We start from the raw sequence: 20,003 nt of genomic DNA on the forward strand, positions 1-20,003 counted from the left end.
TAATGGGGCATTGGGCATTGGGCATTGGGCATTGGGCATGGGGCATGGGGCATGGGGCATGGGGCATTGGGAGAGAATAACTCAAGACAAATGACAAATGACAAATGACTAATGACTAATGACAAATGACTAATGACTAATTCGCACCTTTTGCCCTATGCAATTAAAATTCAACATAAGAGATAGCATCAACAATCATGTAATTAATTAGATGAATTCGGGACAGCCATTAGGTTCGGTCATTCAAGGTTCTCTGACTGAAGGTTTAGAAGTTCGATTGCATCCTGATATATCTGTGGAAGATATGCGCGTGGGTAAGTTTCTCGTTGTGCAAGGGATGCGATCGCGTTTTTTTTGTATGCTGACAGATGTAGCATTGGGAGCTGCTAATGCACGAATTACTGCTAATCCCCCCAATTGGGAAGATACTTTTTTACGTGATGTTTTAGCCGGAAGTGGTACTTTTGGTACTATCAACCTCGCACCGATGTTGATGTTCACTCCCGAATCGGAAGAATCTTTTTCTCCCACAAATGGCAAATCGACAAATCCCTTCGTCCCATCAATGACGGGTTTGGCTTCATTTGTGCCACAAACCAGCACGACGATGGAATTGTTGCCTGTTAAAACTATTCCTAGCCACTTTAGTCAAGTTTACGATGCAAGTGTTGACGATTTTCGCCGGGTATTTGGCTGGGAAGATGACCCCCAAAGGCGCAATTTTTCCATCGGGAAACCTTTGGATATGGATGTGCCCGTTTGTATCGATTTAAACCGCTTCGTGGAACGGAGTAATGGGATTTTTGGGAAATCTGGTACTGGTAAATCCTTTCTAACGCGGCTAATTTTAGCTGGCGTTATCCGTAAAAATGCGGCAGTGAACTTGATTTTTGATATGCACTCCGAGTATGGCTGGGAAGCAGTCGCAGAAGGTAAGAACGTCAGTACTGTTAAGGGCTTAAAGCAACTTTTTCCCAGTAAAGTTGAAGTCTACACCCTTGACCCGGAATCGACAAAGCGCCGGGGTGTGCGTGATGCTCAAGAACTTTATTTGAGTTACGAGCAAATTGAAGTTGAAGATATTAAGTTATGTAGCCGAGATTTAGGACTCTCTGATGCAGCCTTGGATAACGCCAATATTCTATATAGTGAGTTTGGCAAGTCTTGGATTGTCCAGTTGCTGAATATGACTAACGAAGAAATTGAGATGTTCTGCGACGAGAAGCGGGGACACAAAGGCTCGATTATGGCATTGCAGCGCAAACTATTGCGGATGGATAGTTTGAAGTATATGCGAGCGGTTTGTCCCCAGAATTATATTAGTAAAATTGTGCAATGTCTGGAATCTGGGAAGAATGTTGTGATAGAATTTGGCTCCCAGTCTAATATGCTCTCTTATATGTTGGTGACGAATATGATCACCCGCCGTATTCACGAGCATTACGTCAAAAAAGCCGATAAATTCCTGCAAAGCAAAAATCCTAGCGATCGCCCCACGCCATTGATGATTACCATTGAAGAGGCGCACCGTTTCCTTGACCCAGGAGTGGTACAAAGCACTATCTTTGGGACTATTGCCCGTGAACTGCGTAAATATTTTGTCACACTCTTGGTAGTTGATCAACGTCCATCAGGGATAGATAATGAAGTTATGTCGCAGATTGGGACTCGGATTACCGCTTTGCTTAATGATGAAAAAGACATTGACGCGATTTTCACGGGTGTATCTGGTGGTAGTGGACTGCGATCGGTGTTGGCAAAGCTAGACTCGAAGCAACAAGCCTTAATATTGGGTCACGCCGTTCCGATGCCAGTAGTAGTACGTACCCGTCCTTACGACGCAACTTTTTACGAAGAAATTGGTGAGCCAGCCTGGGAAGAAAAACCTGACGCAGAAGTATTCGCTGCTGCTGAACTAGCCAAAGCTGACCTTGGTTTTTAGATAGTTATTTGTCATTTGTCATTGGTTAAATGATGAGTCCTAACCAATGCCCCATGCCCAATGCCCAATGCCCCATGCCCAATTCGTGACATCCCTCCATCGTCACAGCAAATTAAGTTCGGTTATCCCGCTAGTTTTAGCAACAGAAGAGGGGTTTTTCGCGTCACTATAGATATAGTCAGTAATTTCAAGGAGGGTTAATTTTTTTTGCAAATGAGCAATTTTGAATTATAATTATATGCTTTATCTGAAGATACTTTACTATTTGCCTGATTTATCGTAATATAAAGCTAAGTAGAACTCATACCGACTTCGGATTTTCGATATACTGTCAGTAACTGCTCAAAAGAAAAATTCTCAAAAATAACCAGCGTGCTTATAAGAGATTGAAAATTTAGGGAAGGTAGGGGAACCTATCATTCGGGGCTTACCGTCTTAAAAACGGCTGTATCAATTGATAATTACTTTTGGTAGCTGCCGATATTTAGTGATAGATGTACTAGCTTTATCCATCGATTTTAGTAAGAGAATATACATTGTGTTTACGGAGTAGAGGAAAACGCACCAATGCCTACTGTCAACACCCAAACGGAAAACCTCAATACCAAATTCACGGTTGATATGGTGCGAACCTATCTACGCGAAATTGGTCGTGTACCACTGCTAACCCGTGAACAAGAAATTGTCTTTGGGAAGCAGGTGCAACAAATGATGACTCTCATCGACGCCAAGGAAGCTTTGGCGAAGAAGCTGCATCGGGAACCGAATATGTCAGAGTGGGCTGACCAGGTTAAACAATCGGAAACCGAGGTACAACAAACGGTGGCGCAAGGTAAGCGGGCAAAGCAAAAAATGATCGAAGCGAATTTGCGCTTGGTCGTTGCTATTGCCAAGAAGTACCAAAAGCGGAATATGGAGTTTCTGGATTTAATCCAGGAAGGAACACTAGGATTAGAGCGGGGTGTAGAGAAATTTGACCCAACCAGGGGTTATAAGTTCTCGACTTACGCTTACTGGTGGATTCGCCAAGCAATTACCCGCGCGATCGCCCAGCAAGGTCGCACCATTCGCTTACCGATCCACATTACCGAGAAACTGAATAAAATCAAAAAAGTGCAGCGCGAGTTGGCTCAAAGCTTGGGGCGATCGCCGACTCCAGCTGAAATTGGCAAAGAACTGGAACTAGAACCTGCTCAGATCCGCGAGTACCTGAATATGGCGCGTCAACCAGTCTCTTTGGATGTACGAGTTGGCGAAAACCAGGATACTGAGTTGCAAGAAATGCTCGAAGATGATGGTCCATCACCAGAGTATTACACCAACCAGGAATTCTTACGCCAAGACTTGAACAACCTGCTAGCGGAACTAACCCCGCAACAGCGAGAAGTTGTAGCCTTACGCTTTGGTTTAGAGGATGGTAACGAAATGTCATTGGCGAAAGTGGGTGAGAGATTGAGTCTCAGCCGTGAACGCGTCCGTCAGTTAGAGCATCAAGCTTTGGCTCATCTGCGTCGCCGTCGTGCCAATGTCCAAGAATACGTTGCTAGCTAAATTTAGAGACGTAGCATTGCTACATCTCCATAAAGTGACGCGCCTCCTGAATTCAGGGGGCGATTTTTTTTATGCTCAGGACTTACGCAAACAATAGCCGAAACCGTGATTTTTGGAATGAATCTATTAGATGAAGAATAAATACTCTCACTGATGGTAATCTAAGATTGTTGAACTAAATTAAATAAAAACTTTAGTTTTTGACAGTTTTCTTTTTTGGAAAATAGTAATATTAAGTCGTTAACAAAGTCTTTGACAATTAAGACTTGGTTATACTTTAAGTAAGTTCTAAAGAACTTAGTTTATTTTTTAACAGGAGAAGTAGGGTGCTTAACAACCTTCATCAGTTATTATCTCCCCGCCAGTGGGGAATTTCCCTCGCGGGCTTAGGCTTACTTCTCGGTTTGGGCTTTATAGCCAAGCAAACTCAAGTAGTATCAGTTATAAATTCTCCATTGTCATCGGCTCAGATTCAGAAAACCTCCGAACCCTCTCTTCTGTCGCAGCTAAGAAGAGTTCGAGAGCAGAGAAGTCAACTTAATGCGGCTTCTGGAGATAGGTGGCTTTTTGCCCATAAGAGCGGAAAAACAGTACCTACAACCACCGCGCTGGTTCCAGATTCTCAGGGAACTACAAAAGGCGCAGGAGTTTTACCAAAAGCGAATTTTCCTGAAAAAGATGGGGTTTATCTCTATGGTCAATCCCCAAAACCAAACCAGCTTGGTCAAGGTTACATCATATTTCAAAAGCAGCAGGCGAAGGTAACGGGTGCATTGTATATGCCCCAATCAGAGTTTAATTGTTTTCAGGGTACACTCAACCCATCAGGAGAGTTGGCGATGACGGTTAATGGTTCACCAAATGAAGCCAGCTCTAATCAGTCTCAGGTAGCTACAAGCAGCAGATTGCCTAAGGTGGGTGAAGATGAATCAAGCAGTTATGCTTACTCAGTGGCTCTGCAAGACTTTCATCGCTTAGATTCGATCACTGCTAGCGATCGCCGCACATTGCAAATGTGCAAATAATCTCTAATAGTTATCTACACAAAGCTAGTCAAATATAAATAAATTCCAAATCTTGATGATGAATGATGAATTTTTGAATGCTTTCATAAATCGTCATTTATCATTAGCTAATCGGCGTTGCATAGTTACGGGATGAATTAGACTACTAAGGGTACAAATCCATAATGGAGGTAGTGCAGTAACAATCGAATTGATAGCTTAAGCATTTCTTCTGATTTAGAATAGCAAAGAGTTTTTCGATGAAGGCGCGCTAGATAATGCCTTAATCTGGTATTTTCTCACATCACGAGTGTCATGTAAGTTTTTTTGATTATCTAGTCACAATCATCTATAAAACATGGATAAACTGGGTATCCATCTGTTACGTAAAAATAATATCTCCAACATTTAATAATCTGCCACAGTTTTGCAAAGGTTTTGGCACTACGGTCTCCTAGAGTCCAAGCTAAAATACCTGGAAGACCATTATTTACTGCCGTCCATACCCAAATTTTGTTTTTTTTTACCCACAAATGTCTCAAGTTCATCGACCTGTGCTACTTCAGGAATTTCTGAATGTTCAGGCGCATCGGGTAATTTTAAATTAATTTTTAATTTTTAACTTTTAATTTAAAAAAGGTCAGGGTGAGCGCAATGGTCAGCCATTCTACGAGCGTCAATTCTATATCTGTATATCTGTAGTCAATATCTCGAAGCTCAACAGTTACTTGCCGACATTCACTTGTCTTGGGGTATCGAAAATCGACTGGATTGGGTCAGAGATGTGAATTTCATTGAAGACTTTCCACCACGCAGTGGTGGGAATGCCCCTGTGAATTGGTCTATCTTACACAACTTTTTCTTGTGCGTTCGCCCGCAAACTTCGTTTCCGAACTATTCCTCAAGCACAACGCGCCCTCTCCAATCAACTGCACAAAGTTTTTTCTTTCTTTGTATGAAACCACCCTGCCTCCCCGCTCTTCGGGCTACGGTGTACACACATCTCTATGCTGAGTGCAAAATGTGGTTTGATCCCCCTAAATCCCCCTTCAAAAGGGGGACTTTGATTCTAGTTCCCCCTTTTTTAAGGGGGGTTAGGGGGGATCAGAACGATACGGGATAAGATTATCAGACTTGTGTGTACACCATAGGCTCTTCGGGAGGGGAGCTAAAAGCACAGCTTTGGCGGGGTGGGGTTCGAGGTTTTATGGTTAATTGCCCGGACATCATTAATACTAAATTGCCTGCAAACAGATGAAAAACCTCTTTCTAACTGTGATATGTTTCTACATCTATGGAGAGGCATATAAAGATCAGGTGAGATGATATTTATGAAAGCAGATTGGTATAAAACAAACTTGACATGAAAAAACCGCTACTACCTGCATTAAAGTCAAAAAATTACCAGTTGTTTTTTGCTGGACAAGGTATTTCCCTAATTGGGACATGGATGACGCAACTTGCGACGATTTGGCTAGTTTATGACTTGACAAACTCCCCATTAATGCTAGGAGTTGTGGGATTTTCGAGTCAAATTCCTAGCTTTTTTTTAGCTCCCTTTGGCGGAGTGTTTGTAGATCGCTTTTCTCGGTATCGTACCTTAATTAGTACGCAAGTCTTGGCGATGATTCAATCGTTAACATTAGCAGTGCTGGCGCTCACTGGTGTGATTGAGGTATGGCACATCATCGCCTTGAGTTTGTTTCAAGGATTTATTAACGCCTTAGATGCGCCAGCACGCCAAGCTTTTGTGCCAGAATTAGTTGAACACAGAGAAGATTTAGCCAATGCGATCGCTATCAACTCCACGATGATCAACGGTGCGCGATTAATTGGCCCTGCGATCGGGGGTTTATTAATTGCTCGCGTTGGAACTGGCTATTGTTTTTTAATTGATGGTTTGAGCTACATTGCTGTAATCGCCGCTTTATTGGCGATGCAAGTTAAACCTTGGAAAAATGTGGTACTTGACGGTAATCCCTTGCAGAAAGTCAAAGAAGGATTTGTATATGCCTTTAGCTTCCCACCCATTCGATCTGTCTTATTGCTATCAGCGTTAGTTAGTCTTATGGGACTGCAAAACACTATTCTTGTACCAGTTATTGCAGAACAAGTTCTCAAAGGTGGTGCGGAAACTTTGGGATTTTTGATGGCGGCATCAGGAGTTGGAGCCTTAACTGGTGGTATTTATCTAGCTACGCGCCAAACAATCTTGGGAATTGGGAAATTGATTGCCTTAGCTCCAGCAATTTTAGGCATTGGTCTAATTGCATTTTCTTTTTCTCGATTTTTACCACTTTCTTTATTTACAATGTTATTTGTTGGCTTGGGAACAATTCTCCAGATTGCTGCTAGCAACACATTTTTACAAACAATTGTTGAGGACGACAAACGTGGGCGATTGATGAGCTTATACACAATGTCATTTTTGGGGATGATTCCCGTAGGTAATTTATTAGGAGGTTTATTAGCAAATTATATTGGTGCTTCTAACACTTTAATTATTGATGGTATAGCTTGTATTATCGGATCGATCGTTTTTAGCAGACAGTTGCCTGCTTTAAGGCTAATAATGCGTCCAATTTATGAGCAAAAGGGCATTATCACGACTCAGGAAGTATAAGATAGTTAACCGCAATTAGATTTAGATTTATGTTATACCAGTTTGCAGTTGAGTCAAATACAGACCTAACCCCCAACCCCTTCCCTACAAGGAAAGGGGAGTAAGATTCAAAGCCTCTCTCCTAAAAGGAGAGAGGTTTGGAGAGAGGTCAAAGCTGTACTGCATCCAAGCGAAAACCTCTATTCTATAATGAAGTTTTCTATAGTATTCATATTTTACTTTTGCCGTGTAGAGAGAAAGAGAATATTTAATAACATTTTTTACTACTTAACTTTGAAACAGGAAAAAGACTATGGCTAACACAGGTGTAATTGGTCAGCAAGCACCACCAGAACGTGTACCGCTAAGAACTTGGATTGGTGTATTAGCCAGTATGCTTGGTGCATTTATGGCGGTATTAGATATTCAAATAACTAATGCTTCGCTGCAAGATATTCAAGCAAGTTTAGGAGCAACTCTAGAAGAAGGTTCTTGGATTTCTACAGCGTATCTCGTGGCAGAAATTGTGGTAATTCCTCTAACAGGATGGTTATCACGGGTGTTTTCTCTGCGACGTTATCTGTTAGTCAATACTGCATTGTTTATTTTCTTTTCTATATGCTGTGGTTGGGCATGGGATCTCAATTCCATGATTTTCTTTCGGGTCTTACAAGGTTTTAGTGGAGGAGTATTAATTCCCACCGCTATGACAGTTGTCTTAACGACTTTACCTCAATCAAAACAATCGATTGGGCTGGCAGCATTTGGGTTTAGTGCAGTTTTTGCACCCTCAATTGGCCCGACATTGGGAGGTTGGTTAACAGAAAATTTTGGTTGGGAATACAACTTTTATATAAATGTAATTCCAGGGGTATTAATGCTGGCTGGTGTTTGGTATGGAATTAAGCAAGAACGACCCCAAATTAATTTACTGAAACAAGGTGACTGGTGGGGAATTATTGCAATGGCTATTGGATTAGGTTCTCTGCAAGTTGTTTTAGAAGAAGGTAGTCGCAAAGATTGGTTTAGTTCAACGCTGATTGTGCGCTTAAGTGCGATCGCGGTAATTTTTTTAGCCGTGTTTTTCTTTATAGAATTAACTCGTAAACAACCATTTATTAATTTACGGCTTGTGCTTAGGCGGAACTTTGGTTTAGCGAGTATTGTCAATGTGTCGCTGGGAGTAGGATTGTATGGTTCAATTTATATTTTACCTCTTTATCTTGCCCAAATTCAACAATACAATGCGCTGCAAATTGGTGAAGTATTAATTTGGGCTGGTATTCCCCAACTGTTTATTATTCCCCTCATCCCCAAATTGATGCAACGTATTGATGTGCGGTTAATGGTAGCTGTTGGTGTGATTTTGTTTTCCATCAGTGCGTTTATGAACTCTGGAATGACTAATCAAACAGGATTAGATCAGTTACGTTGGTCGCAATTTGTGCGTGCAATGGGACAACCCTTAATTATGGTGCCGCTTAGTTCTATCGCCACTGCTGGATTGAGTCAGAAAGAAGCAGGTTCAGCAAGTGGTTTATTTAATATGATGCGGAATCTAGGCGGTTCTATAGGAATTGCATCTTTAGCAACTTTATTAACTAACAGAGAACAATTTCACTCGAATAGATTGGGTGATGGAGTATCTTTATATAACCCAGAAACTCAGCAGCGACTTGACCAAATGACACAGTATTTTATCAGTCGGGGAGCCGATTTGAGTACAGCACAAAATCAAGCGATCGCATCCATATCTAATATAGTCCGCCGGGAAGCATTTGTGATGGCATTTAACGATTGTTTCTACTTTATTGGCATTGCATTGTTACTCAGTGGCATTGCCGTTTTATTCTTGAAAAAGGTGAAGCCAACTGGTGGCGCTGTCGCTCATTAAATTTGTTCTATGGGTTAAAATGTTTGATAAAACTACTAACCTACTAAAATGGTCATTAGTCAAAGTCAGTACTATATCTCACCCGAAGAATATCTAGAAGGCGAAAAAGTAAGTGAAATAAAACACGAGTATATTGATGGGCAAGTCTACGCAATGGCAGGGGCAAGTGATGCTCATGTCACAGTTAGCATGAATGTATCTATGCTGCTGCGAAACCATCTCCGGGGTAGTGATTGCCGTGTCTACATGTTAGACATGAAAGCACAAATTGATGTCATAAACCGCTATTTTTATCCTGATGTAATGGTGACTTGTGATACAAGAGATAGAGAATTTGAATATTTTAAGTGCTATCCTTGCTTAATTATCGAAGTGCTTTCTGAGTCAACAGAAGGCTATGACAGAGGAAAGAAATTTGCCAGCTACCGACACCTAGAATCATTACAAGAATATGTGCTAATTTCACCAGACCAAATGAGTGTAGAATGCTTCCGCCGCAATCAGGAAGGAAATTGGGTACTTTACCTTTATGAAGAAGAAGAAGTGCATTTGGCTAGCGTTGATTTTCGTTGTGCGATCGCAGCTATATATGAAGATGTATTATTAGTATCCTAATCCAACATTTCTGGGTCAATTCCTAAAGCGTTGAGTTCTTCAGCAGAGAGCGATGTCTGCGACGGGCTACGCCTACGCAATTTCTCTACAATTCTCTCGCGCTTTTGTCGCTAAACTTCCGCCCTTTGTTGCTCAATTTCAGTGCGTTCATAACCCGTAAGCAGTAAATTTCCTTGTGTATCCCACCAGCGTAACCAAGGTAACTCAGCATTCTGATAAAATCCCTGCCAGATTCCCAACTCTACCCCATAGGAACAATTGGGTAATGTCCTCGTTCATTGGGTTTCATCAGTTGATAGGTATTATCGATTAGGTGATAAACTTCCACCTGCGCTTTTGCTACTTCATAAATCCCATAATAAGGCACTCGAATTGCCTGCTCGTAAACCCAAAATTTACCAACATTTCCACCTTCCCCTTGAGATGGCGGCGTTTGATCTCGTTCTTCCGAACCGTCTCCAGAGACAAATTCCAACACAATCAAGGGTGCGACAGACTCCTTCCACAACACATAAGAACGCCGTGTTTTACCTTCAAGGTTTGGAGAGAGATCAAAGTGTATTGCATACAAACGAGAAGCGCTATAGTACTTCGTTAATATTAGCTACAAATTTGCTTTCGACAGTTTTTCAATTTGCCCAGTAAAGTATGCTTCTTCATGTTTGAGTTGTTGCGCTAGTTCTAACCCTTTTTGAAAAGCTGTTAGTGCTTGAGGAAACTCTTTGCGTTCTAAATACAATTGCCCAATTTGATCATAAGCTTGCATCATCCCGTAAAAGTTGGCGGCTTGCGCCTGTATCTGCACAAGAATTTGGCTAGCCTGCAAAGCCGCGTCTGTTTGTCCTTGAGAACGGTACAGCGCAATTAACTTCTGCAAAGCATCACCAGCACGAACGTATTCTTTTAATTGCCAAGCAGTAGTATAAGCTTCTTGATAATTTTTAAAAGCTTCTAGTAATAAATTAGGATCTTTTTTTGCTAGAGATTCATAATCTGAAGCGATCGCTAGCTTTAATTCTGGTATTTCAGTAAGATTATTTTCATTTACATAAATTTCTGCTAGTTTATTAAGTACATTCAATGACTGCTGCGGTTGGTTTGTCTGCTCGTAAATGTCAGCCAGTCGTTGCAGATATGTTACCTCGTTTACACGTTCGCCTTGGGAAGTTGCTAAACCCAATAATTCCTCGTAGATTGGGGCGGCTTTGCGATAATCAAACCAACTCAAATGTATTTCCCCAATTGTCTTGAGGATTTCTACTACTGCTGTGGGATTTTTTTGCTGTCGCACCACTAACAAAACTTGGTCGTAAGCTTCCACAGCTAGTTTAGGCGATCGCACATTTTGGTAAGCTTGACCTAGCGATCGCCACAATTCTAAATCAATTTCGGCAGTTGGTTTCTGAGATTGTGCCTGCTTTTGAATTGCTTGCAATCGCTGTGTAATATATTTTACCTCTGGGCTGTCGTTTTGATTCCAGGCGATCGCCGCGACTCGTGATAATGCTTGCACCTCTGCTAATGAACCTAAAAAGCGTCGCAAGCGCAGTTCCCGGTTCCAAATTTCAAACGCCGCCACCTGATCCCCTGCTTGCAGTTTCGCTGCTGCTTCTTGGTTTAAGGCATCCAGCGCTGGTTCTAACTTTTGCCGTTCTTCGAGAGTTAAGGGCTGTTTATCTTTGGGCAAACGTGGTAACAGTGGATCGGCTGTGGTAATTTCTAGGGGACTAGGAGGAAATTCATCCGGTGGTTTGGGCTTTTTACTCTCTGCCAGCGTCAAGGAGTTGCTAAAGAGTATAGCGGCAGTAACAATCACAATTAAGCGCCTGAGCATGGGTACTTTACCTTAAGTTAGTTGGATGAAATCAATTTAATATCAAGCTAATATGATTGAATATTCTTAAGTGCAATTTATTGACATTGCATACCACATTAGCATAATTTATGCAAGTGAAAATATCTGGAGTCTGGCTGCGTAAATATACTGAATAATTCAACAAGTTTTATTATTTACTTTCCCATGACTCCGAAAATATACGCTGCCAATAATTAACTAATGTAGATATCCTTTACTAAGTGTTGTTTTAAAAGCCCCGGAAGGTATAATTTTGCCGTTCTAACTTAGGTCAACTGCAACGAAAAAACAAGGTTTCAGCCATGTACTGAGATGCTTCGCCGTCTCGTAGAGAGGCTGCACTTCGACCCTTCGGTAGGCTCAGGGCAAGTGTTACCCTGAGCCTACCGAAGGGTAAGCTTTGTTACCACGCGAACGGGTATAGTTCAGAATAGTTCAAACAGTTGAGGGTCAGCAGATTATGGAGGACATCCGAATGCTCACTACAGCTAAGGATAACGAAGAAAATGAGTTCTTGAAACAGCTGTCAATAGAGGCTGGCACAGAGGCTGGCACCAGCGATGATAAAAGAAGTTTGCTGACTATTTTTGGCAACATGATAGCTTCTGTTATCGTCAGTTCAGCGCGTAAACAATCAGAGGAGCAGATTCAAGCATTGCTTCAAGAAAAAGAAGTGCTATTAAAAGAAATTCATCACCGGATAAAAAATAATTTGCAGATTATTTCTAGTCTGCTGAATCTGCAAGCACAGTATATCAAGGACAATCAAGCTATTCAGATATTCAAAGATAGCCAGAGCCGGATTGAATCAATGGCTCTAATCCACGACAAACTGTATAAATCTAAAGACCTGTCAAGGATTAATTTTGCTGACTATATCCAAGACTTAGTAACTAATTTGTTTTATTCATACAACCTTAATTCTAGTGCTATTACCTTGAAAATGAACGTTGAGGATGTTTTCCTAGTCAGTAATGTAGCTATTCCTTGTGGCTTGATTATCAATGAACTTATTTCAAATTCTCTAAAACATGCCTTTCACCTAAGAGAATCAGGAGAAATTTGTATTGATTTTTGCTCCCTAGAAGCAAATTTATTTACACTTACTATCAGTGATAATGGCGTTGGTTTTGCCAAAGATTTTGACTTTCAGACTACAGAATCATTAGGTCTAATATTAGTAAAGGGTCTGACAAATCAGTTAAAAGGTAATATTGAGTTTAGCAGTAATAACGGAGTAGAGTTTAAAATTATATTTCCGACTAAAAATTTATAATCCCATAAATAACACAAAATCATGAGCAAGGTAAATATATTAATTGTTGAAGATGAATTCATTGTGGCAATGGATATCAAAAAGCGGCTAGAAAACTTTGGATACAGTATTTTTGGTGTTGTCGATTCTGGAGAAGAAGCAATTGAAAAAGCAGCAAATGATTCTCTAGATTTAGTTTTAATGGATATTATCCTAAATGGAAAGATGGACGGTATAGAGTCCGCCCAGATAATTCATAATACTTTTAATATTCCAGTAATTTATCTCACTGTTGATGACGATGAAAAAACATTAGGACGAGCCAAAGTAACAGATCCATTTGGCTACATTATCAAACCTTTTAAAGAGAAAGAATTAATGTTTAATATTGAAATTAGCCTATCCAAACATGAGATTCAAAGAAAATTAAAGCAGAATGAACAATGGCTGAATACCATACTTAAAAGTATTGGGGATGGGGTGATTACTAGCGACGCATTAGGAGCGCTGACTTTTATGAATCCTGTTGCGGAGATGATGACGGGTTGGAAATATGCAGATGCCTTTGGTAAAGAAGCAACAGAAATATTCAATATTGCTCATGAAAAGACTCGTGTAAAAATTGAAAGTCCGATAAGAGAAGTCCTTGAGTCTGGCGTTACTGTCCATTTACCAGAACAGACGATACTTATTGCTAGAAACGGTGCAGAAATACCAATTAATGATAGTATCGCACCGATTAAAGATGACGATGGTAACATCACGGGTGGAGTTTTGGTCTTTCAGGATATCACCGAGCGTAAGCAGATATTGGAGAGACTAGCGCATCGCCAGCAAGAATTCAAAGCACTAGTTGAAAATGCACCTGATATTATTTCCAGATTTAACACTCAATTGCGCTACGTTTACGTTAATCCAGCTATTGAAAAGGTTACAGGAATATCAGCCGAAACATTTATCGGTAAAACAAATGCAGAGTTAAATCTGCCGTCAGAATTTTGCGGGATATATGATCATAAGCTCCAGCAAGTTCTCCAAACTAAGCAAGAAACTGAGTTTGAATGCAGTTTAGCGATCGCTTGGGAAACAAAACATTACCATACCCGTCTTGTCCCGGAATTGGCTAGCGATGGTTCAGTATATTCTGTTTTGAGTATCGCTCGGAATATTACTGCTTTAAAACTTGCCCAGGCGCAATTAATTCATGATGCCTTTCACGATTTACTAACCGGTCTGCCAAACCGCGCCTTATTTCTGGAACGGGTAGAACGTGCGCTGATGTCGGCAAAACGACGTGTGGACTATATATTCGCTGTTCTCTTTCTAGACCTAGATCGCTTCAAAGTAGTCAACGATAGTCTCGGTCATATGATTGGTGATCAACTACTAACTGCGCTGGCTCGCACATTGGAAAATTGCCTACGCGCTGGAGACACAGTTGCCCGTCTAGGGGGAGATGAGTTTACAATTTTGCTTGATAATCTCACCAACATCGATGACGTAACAAACGTAGTGGAGCGGATACACCAAGCTCTGACATCTGCGTTCAAACTCAACGGGAATGACGTATTTACCACCGTCAGCATTGGCATCGTCCTGAGCAATGCTAGTTACAACCGACCGGAGGAACTCCTGCGCGATGCTGACATTGCAATGTATCACGCTAAGACATCGGGTAAAGGACGCCATAAGATATTTGACTCAACCATGCACACCGAAGTCAGGAGGCTATTAGAGTTAGAGATGGATCTACGACGGGCAATTGAACGCCAGGAGTTTCAGATTCACTACCAGCCAATTGTTTTGTTAGAAAATCACAAGATTATTGGCTTCGAGGCTCTCGTTCGTTGGCAGCACCCGCAACACGGATTAGTTTTTCCAGACAGCTTTATTCCACTAGCAGAAGAAACTGGGCTGATTCTCCCTATTGGTTATTGGGTACTCCGTGAGGCTTGTCGTCAGATGCACGCTTGGCAAAGACAATTTCCTGTTGACCCACCCTTGACAATCAGTGTAAATATTTCCACTAAACAGTTTTCAGAACCTGGCCTGATTGAAAAAATTAACCAAATTGTGCAAGAAACTGACCTGGAATCCAGCAATTTAAAACTGGAGATTACCGAAAGCGTACTTATGGGAAATATTCAATTAGCAAGTTTTATGATTTTGCAACTGCAACAGATGAATATTCAATTACACTTAGATGATTTTGGCACAGGCTATTCATCCTTGAGTTACCTGCACCGTTTTCCAAGTAGTACCTTGAAGATTGATCGTTCTTTTATTGCCAAGATTGGTGCTGATGGAGAAAACTTAAAGATTATTCAGGCGATCATCAGTCTAGCCCAAAGTCTAAATAAAGATGTAATAGCCGAGGGTGTAGAAACGGTGGAACAGCTAGCACAACTTAGAGCCATGAAATGCAAGTACGCACAGGGATATTTTTTCTACAAACCCCTAAATAGCAAGTCGATAGAGAGATTAATGGCATCTGGTATTTAACCGAGACAAGGATAGCGGCCGTGCCAATTTTAGATTTTAGATTTTAGATTAAAAATTATCTATGGGGTTTCCCCTTATCCCCCTATTTCTTTGTCCCCTTATCCTCTTGGGTCACTCTTTTTCTCGTCCGGCTCGTTCGCGTGTCAAGCTATCAATAGCATCACCCAAGGCAGTAGTTAGGCTATTGCGGGTTTCGGCGTGGTTATCCTGCTCAGTTTTCAAAGCTTGCCAAAGGCGATCGCGTTCTTTGATCACGGAGATCAGTTTAGCTTGCAAGTCCTCCACAGATTTTAGTTGTTCTATTTCTTGTGCGATCGCCGTTACTGGTGTCTCAGCAGCCAGTGTTTCGACCTCAAGACCCTGAAGTTTATGCACGTCTGCCTTCAGGGATGCGATCGCCTGTTGAGACAGTTGGGCATCTGTGCGGCGTTGTTCTGCTTCTGTATTATAGAGCTGACGCCATTTTTGGGCACTTTCCCAAGCCGCATCGCGATCGTGTTGAAGTCCCGCCATCTGTTCTTTGAGTACCTGGATTTCTGTCAACCACTGTTGTGTTAAATCTTGATTCATAAATAAATAGTTATTAGCCATTTGTCATTGGTCATTTGTCATTGGGCATTGGGGAAAGAATTCTTATAACTCCTAACTCCTAACTCCTAACTCCTAACTCCTAACTCCCCACTCCCCACTCCCCATTCCCCACTCCCCATTACTAAATCATGCCAAAACCTCGTTTTTTCCGCTTTTTTCGCCACCTCAATTGGCGCACCCTGAAAAAAACTTTTACCAGGACAATCGAAAGACGACTTTTGGGACTCGCCTCGGAAATCGCCTTCAATGCCATGTTATCGCTGTTTCCAGCAATTCTTGCTTTCATTACAGCCATTGGCTTATTAGCAGAATCTTTGCAAGCCACCTTTAATAAACTGGCGGTTCAACTCAGTCAAGTTCTACCTGAACAAGCCCTGGATCTGATTCGTGATTTTGCCACTACAGAAATTACCAACTCCAAAAACAGTAGTTTGTTTTCTCTGAGCTTTATATTAGCAATTTGGGCTGCTTCTGGGGCGGTGAATACCGCTATGACAGCCCTCGACCAAATCCATAAAATTCCTCCAGAAAAGATGCGCCCTTTTTGGAAAGCCAAGCTTGTCTCTCTGGGATTAACAGTCGGTACTATGTTGCTTTTAGTATTGGCTTCTTTGTTAGTGTTTACCAGCGACCTACTGTTGGGAATGGTAGTGCGCGAAAATGGTTCTTTGATCTTTTTGGTGCATCTTTGGCAGTTGTTACGCTGGCCTTTAGCTTTAACTATTGTTGCTGTTGCCTTTGGCTTTGTCTATCGCTATGGACCTAGCCAGTGGAACTCAGGCACGCCAATGATGCCTGGAGCAATTTTAGCAGCTGTTTTCTGGGCAATATTGTCTGCCCTATTTCGGCTTTATGTGGCGAATTTTGGCAACTATAATAAAGTCTATGGTGCTGTAGGGGCTGTGATAGTTTTAATGCTCTGGCTGTCGATGAGCGCTGCTGTGTTGTTAATCGGCGATCAGTTGAATGTGACTGTCGGCGAAGATATGCGCCCAAAAGCACAGTCAGAATCTAACGAAAAAGATTAATTAGTAAATCCCTGAGAAAACTTTTGACAAATCTCAGTAGGGGAGTAGAATGTCTAACGATTCAATATAAACTAAGTGAGCGATCGCCTTTATGCCTGATTCTCCTTTTCGGTCTTCGATCATTGAACCTGATGCCAAAGCACCCACCTTGAAGCGCCTGCGTCAATTAAGTAGGCTGCTGGATAATGTTATTACCATTCCTGGTACGAAGATTGGTTTTGGTCTTGATCCAATTATCGGACTCATACCTATTGGTGGTGATTTTTTGGGAGTCATGTTTTCTAGCTACATCATCCTAGAAGCGGCGCGGCTGGGTGTATCTAGAGCCACTTTAGGCAAAATGGTTTTGAATGTGATCATTGATGGCTTGGTAGGCGCTGTCCCAGTTTTGGGAGACTTGTTTGATTTTGCCTGGACAGCTAACAGTTATAATATCAAGTTATTGGAAGAGTACTTAAAGTTTCCCGGCCAGCAAAGGAGTGCAGACAGGTGGTTTATCTTTGCAGTTTTGGCTGGATTGTTGCTAATCTCCATTGTTTTAGTAGCATTACCCGTCATCCTAATTAGAATATTGTGGAACGCCTTAACTGGCGGTTAAATTATTTATTGATAACCGAATGAAAGATTGGTGGCAAGCGACTTTTCCCAAAGGGCGGCAAAGTCTAGTTATTACTGATGTTAAAGGCTATCCTGTACAAATTGCTTATGGCGAAAAAGGTAAAGGTAAACCGCTAATTTTATTACATGGCATGGGTAGTTGGAGCTATAATTGGCGGCACAGTATCGAACCATTATCTAAATATTATCGGGTAATTTGTTTTGATGCCAAAGGTTTTGGTTTTTCCGAAAAACCATTGTCTCGTAGAGAAGACAACGGTCATCAAGTTATTGAGTTTCAAAGAATTATTCAGGCATTATGTGATGAACCCGTAGTGATTGTGGCTGAATCTTTGGGGGGATTAGTTGCCCTTGCCCTTGCTCAAGAAAATCCGCAATTAATCGGACGGCTTGTAGTAGTAAACGTACCAGTTTTTACCGAAAATCTACCCCATTGGGCGATGTGGTTACTTGCCCAAATGCCCCTGCAAATAATGCAAACAATTGACTCCTTACGTCTGGCATATTTGTTTGCACCTCTATTTAGAGAAATTATGGCAATAGAAAGACGTGCGGTATTATTTGATCCATCTATTTTGACACAGCAAGATGTCTATTGGATAACTTACCCGTTTATTGAATTGCCTGGTACGGTTGCGAAAGTCGCCGAAGAGTTACAAATAGCAGCACGAGAAATTGAGAATTGGCAAGCAAATAAGCCAAATATGCTCACCCAAATTCAAAATAACCTGAGTGCAATTAAGTGTCCTACGCTAGTTTTGTGGGGCGATCAAGATAGTTGGTTTCCTGTTAGTCATGCTGAAAAATTGCATCAGCATATCCCCAACTCTAAATTACAAATTTTGTCTAACTGCTATCATGATGCCTCAACTGGTGCTTTTGAGGAGTTGAATGCAGCGATTATTGAGTTTTTACAGGATACTGACTTTTGAAGAAGAATACATTCGTCAAAATCAAGACGTTCTCTACGAGACGCTAAAAGCGAACGCGGACTCGAAGAGGCTCCGCTATCAATGGGGGTCTTAAACCCGTTTATTTATCCACGCTTCGGGTTCACCAGTCACCTACACAAGGAAACCTTCTTGTAGTGCTGCTTCACCAGTCACACAGAATTAAATTCTGAATTCTGGCTCCTGACTCCTGAATTCTGTTTGGATAAAAAGAGAGTGGGAGGAAGCATATCAGTCAGCTTTCAAACTCCCACTCTGCCATTTGCCACTGAAGTGAACAGGAATGTATACAGACGTTGCCCGTTATTTGGGGGCTAATCCATACTTCGACAACAACGCCCGTAAGCATTTTATATTCCTGTTGCAGCAAATGCCAAACCTGATTATTGATATTTATCTGCTGAGAAAAATACTCTGCAAATAATTGGTAAAGATAGTTTTTGGTTTTTGTAAATCACTTAGTAGATAGTGTTTTACAAAAGGAATTTACTTACTTGGTAGTCCCTGATAACAAAACCCTTGAAGTCGTTTATCTTTGTACAATTTAACTTGGTTAATCAGAATCGGGTTGCCATTTTGGCAGGTTTTTAAATTTCCTCATTGCTCAGTCCGAGCCGTAAATTTTGTCAGGATGCATATTTTCAAAATAGGCAATAGCAGCTTCTCCAAATGCTTTAACTGCACCAACCCCAACCTACGTCTAAGTCTAATGCACTGTTTTAGCCTAGAGAGTCCACTACTGATAAACCACTCTTAGGCGATAGTATAACTGTAGATTCTTTCAATTCTCTGATCTACCATGCCAAAACAGTCTATAGGTCTTGATAACCAACTCTATAATTACCTTTTATCCGTTTCGCTGCGGGAACCGGAGATTCTTTTGAAGTTGCGCCAAGAAACCGCCAGCCATCCCCGAAGTGGAATGCAGATTTCACCAGAACAAGGTCAGTTTATGAGACTTTTGGTACAGTTGATTGGAGCGAAAAAAACCCTGGAAGTTGGAGTGTTTACGGGTTATAGCTCACTTTCTGTAGCTTTGGCACTACCGGCTGATGGGAAAATTATCGCTGCTGATGTGAATGAAGAATTTACTGCGATCGCCCGCCGATATTGGCAAGAAGCCGGAGTTGCTGATAAAATCGATCTACGATTAGCACCAGGTTTGGAAACTTTAGATCAACTGTTGGCAACTGGGCAAGCCGAGACATTTGATTTTGCCTTTATTGATGCTGATAAAGAAAATTATGACGGATATTATGAGCGATCGCTGCAATTGGTGCGTCCAGGTGGATTAATTGCGATTGATAATGTTTTATGGTCTGGACAAGTTGCCCAAGAGCAAAATCAAGATCAAAGCACCCAAGCAATCCGGGCGCTCAACAAAAAGTTACATCATGACGAACGGATAACACTCTCACTCGTCCCCATCGCCGATGGACTTACTTTAGCAATCAAGCGACCTTAGTATAGTTATGGAATGGGGCATGGGGCATGCCCAATGCCCAATGCCCGAAATCGGCGGGCGACTATCCCTCTCCATCCACAAGGGGTTGGAGTTTCCCGCCGACTTTCAATGAATTGCCCCTACCGCGTGTT

15 protein-coding genes and 2 pseudogenes are annotated in these 20,003 nt (G+C 41.5%); 13 read left to right on the forward strand and 4 right to left on the reverse strand.

All coding sequences use genetic code 11. The features are described from left to right. Positions 1-211: 211 nt before the first annotated feature. From V7L05_RS08625 to V7L05_RS08640, 4 genes are all read left to right on the forward strand, one after another. A complete protein-coding gene (locus tag V7L05_RS08625) occupies positions 212-1,942 on the forward strand; it encodes an ATP-binding protein (RefSeq protein ID WP_335163675.1) in 1,731 nt (576 codons plus the stop codon). Between the two features lie 46 nt (positions 1,943-1,988). Further along, complete coding sequence (locus V7L05_RS08630) at positions 1,989-2,114, forward strand: hypothetical protein (RefSeq protein ID WP_335163677.1); 126 nt, start codon at positions 1,989-1,991, stop codon at positions 2,112-2,114. 395 nt (positions 2,115-2,509) lie between these two features. Next, on the forward strand, positions 2,510-3,493 hold the full coding sequence (locus V7L05_RS08635) for an RNA polymerase sigma factor, RpoD/SigA family (protein WP_335163679.1): 984 nt from the start codon (positions 2,510-2,512) through the stop codon (positions 3,491-3,493). Between the two features lie 326 nt (positions 3,494-3,819). Then, positions 3,820-4,518 (forward strand): hypothetical protein, encoded by a 699-nt coding sequence (locus V7L05_RS08640; RefSeq protein ID WP_335163681.1) that lies wholly within the window; start codon positions 3,820-3,822, stop codon positions 4,516-4,518. A 137-nt stretch (positions 4,519-4,655) separates the two neighbouring features. Here V7L05_RS08640 and V7L05_RS08645 read toward each other — a convergent pair. Continuing rightward, positions 4,656-5,094, reverse strand: a pseudogene (locus V7L05_RS08645) (IS1 family transposase); the annotation flags it as partial. 766 nt (positions 5,095-5,860) lie between these two features. Here V7L05_RS08645 and V7L05_RS08650 point away from each other — a divergent pair. The 3 genes from V7L05_RS08650 (at position 5,861) to V7L05_RS08660 (ending at position 9,608) form a co-directional block, all read left to right on the forward strand. Beyond that, complete coding sequence (locus V7L05_RS08650; RefSeq protein WP_335163683.1) at positions 5,861-7,120, forward strand: MFS transporter; 1,260 nt, start codon at positions 5,861-5,863, stop codon at positions 7,118-7,120. 292 nt (positions 7,121-7,412) lie between these two features. Further along, positions 7,413-8,993, forward strand: coding sequence for a DHA2 family efflux MFS transporter permease subunit (locus V7L05_RS08655; protein WP_335163685.1), 1,581 nt, complete (start codon positions 7,413-7,415; stop codon positions 8,991-8,993). A gap of 48 nt (positions 8,994-9,041) precedes the next feature. Further along, positions 9,042-9,608, forward strand: a complete 567-nt coding sequence (locus V7L05_RS08660) for a Uma2 family endonuclease (protein ID WP_335163687.1) — start codon at positions 9,042-9,044, stop codon at positions 9,606-9,608. Here V7L05_RS08660 and V7L05_RS08665 read toward each other — a convergent pair. After that, a pseudogene (locus V7L05_RS08665) lies at positions 9,605-10,152 on the reverse strand (Uma2 family endonuclease); the annotation flags it as partial. The gene V7L05_RS08660 and the pseudogene V7L05_RS08665 sit on opposite strands and share 4 nt — an antisense overlap. Before the next feature lie 60 nt (positions 10,153-10,212). Then, on the reverse strand, positions 10,213-11,442 hold the full coding sequence (locus V7L05_RS08670; protein WP_335163689.1) for a tetratricopeptide repeat protein: 1,230 nt from the start codon (positions 11,440-11,442) through the stop codon (positions 10,213-10,215). Between the two features lie 496 nt (positions 11,443-11,938). On the opposite strand from V7L05_RS08670, the gene V7L05_RS08675 reads away from it, so the two are divergent. Both V7L05_RS08675 and V7L05_RS08680 read left to right on the forward strand, forming a co-directional pair. Beyond that, positions 11,939-12,739 (forward strand): sensor histidine kinase, encoded by an 801-nt coding sequence (locus tag V7L05_RS08675; RefSeq protein ID WP_335163691.1) that lies wholly within the window; start codon positions 11,939-11,941, stop codon positions 12,737-12,739. Between the two features lie 21 nt (positions 12,740-12,760). After that, positions 12,761-15,220, forward strand: a complete 2,460-nt coding sequence (locus V7L05_RS08680) for an EAL domain-containing protein (RefSeq protein ID WP_335163693.1) — start codon at positions 12,761-12,763, stop codon at positions 15,218-15,220. Positions 15,221-15,331: 111 nt separating this feature from the next. On the opposite strand, the gene V7L05_RS08685 is transcribed toward V7L05_RS08680, so the two are convergent. Further along, positions 15,332-15,790 (reverse strand): hypothetical protein, encoded by a 459-nt coding sequence (locus V7L05_RS08685; RefSeq protein ID WP_335163777.1) that lies wholly within the window; start codon positions 15,788-15,790, stop codon positions 15,332-15,334. A gap of 149 nt (positions 15,791-15,939) precedes the next feature. Between V7L05_RS08685 and V7L05_RS08690 the strand changes: the two genes are divergently transcribed. The 4 genes from V7L05_RS08690 to V7L05_RS08705 all read left to right on the forward strand — a co-directional run bounded on the left by V7L05_RS08690 (position 15,940) and on the right by V7L05_RS08705 (position 19,872). Further along, positions 15,940-16,839, forward strand: a complete 900-nt coding sequence (locus tag V7L05_RS08690; RefSeq protein WP_335163695.1) for a YihY/virulence factor BrkB family protein — start codon at positions 15,940-15,942, stop codon at positions 16,837-16,839. Between the two features lie 91 nt (positions 16,840-16,930). Further along, positions 16,931-17,437 (forward strand): DUF4112 domain-containing protein, encoded by a 507-nt coding sequence (locus tag V7L05_RS08695; RefSeq protein ID WP_335163697.1) that lies wholly within the window; start codon positions 16,931-16,933, stop codon positions 17,435-17,437. A 19-nt stretch (positions 17,438-17,456) separates the two neighbouring features. Next, positions 17,457-18,389, forward strand: coding sequence for an alpha/beta fold hydrolase (locus tag V7L05_RS08700; RefSeq protein ID WP_335163699.1), 933 nt, complete (start codon positions 17,457-17,459; stop codon positions 18,387-18,389). Positions 18,390-19,206: 817 nt separating this feature from the next. Then, on the forward strand, positions 19,207-19,872 hold the full coding sequence (locus tag V7L05_RS08705) for a class I SAM-dependent methyltransferase (RefSeq protein ID WP_335163701.1): 666 nt from the start codon (positions 19,207-19,209) through the stop codon (positions 19,870-19,872). Positions 19,873-20,003: the final 131 nt, after the last annotated feature.

Origin of the sequence: Nostoc sp., from assembly GCF_036917755.1 — a bacterium.
In the GTDB taxonomy this organism is placed as follows: Bacteria; Cyanobacteriota; Cyanobacteriia; order Cyanobacteriales; family Nostocaceae; genus Nostoc.

Bases quoted from the DNA above. Each gene is read 5' to 3' on its own strand.
- V7L05_RS08625 (WP_335163675.1), top strand. From the start codon at position 212: ATGAATTCGGGACAGCCATTAGGTTCGGTCATTCAAGGTTCTCTGACT.
- V7L05_RS08630 (WP_335163677.1), top strand. From the start codon at position 1,989: ATGCCCCATGCCCAATGCCCAATGCCCCATGCCCAATTCGTGACATCC.
- V7L05_RS08635 (WP_335163679.1), top strand. From the start codon at position 2,510: ATGCCTACTGTCAACACCCAAACGGAAAACCTCAATACCAAATTCACG.
- V7L05_RS08650 (WP_335163683.1), top strand. From the start codon at position 5,861: ATGAAAAAACCGCTACTACCTGCATTAAAGTCAAAAAATTACCAGTTG.
- V7L05_RS08655 (WP_335163685.1), top strand. From the start codon at position 7,413: ATGGCTAACACAGGTGTAATTGGTCAGCAAGCACCACCAGAACGTGTA.
- V7L05_RS08660 (WP_335163687.1), top strand. From the start codon at position 9,042: ATGGTCATTAGTCAAAGTCAGTACTATATCTCACCCGAAGAATATCTA.
- V7L05_RS08670 (WP_335163689.1), bottom strand. From the start codon at position 11,442: ATGCTCAGGCGCTTAATTGTGATTGTTACTGCCGCTATACTCTTTAGC.
- V7L05_RS08675 (WP_335163691.1), top strand. From the start codon at position 11,939: ATGCTCACTACAGCTAAGGATAACGAAGAAAATGAGTTCTTGAAACAG.
- V7L05_RS08680 (WP_335163693.1), top strand. From the start codon at position 12,761: ATGAGCAAGGTAAATATATTAATTGTTGAAGATGAATTCATTGTGGCA.
- V7L05_RS08685 (WP_335163777.1), bottom strand. From the start codon at position 15,790: ATGAATCAAGATTTAACACAACAGTGGTTGACAGAAATCCAGGTACTC.
- V7L05_RS08690 (WP_335163695.1), top strand. From the start codon at position 15,940: ATGCCAAAACCTCGTTTTTTCCGCTTTTTTCGCCACCTCAATTGGCGC.
- V7L05_RS08695 (WP_335163697.1), top strand. From the start codon at position 16,931: ATGCCTGATTCTCCTTTTCGGTCTTCGATCATTGAACCTGATGCCAAA.
- V7L05_RS08700 (WP_335163699.1), top strand. From the start codon at position 17,457: ATGAAAGATTGGTGGCAAGCGACTTTTCCCAAAGGGCGGCAAAGTCTA.
- V7L05_RS08705 (WP_335163701.1), top strand. From the start codon at position 19,207: ATGCCAAAACAGTCTATAGGTCTTGATAACCAACTCTATAATTACCTT.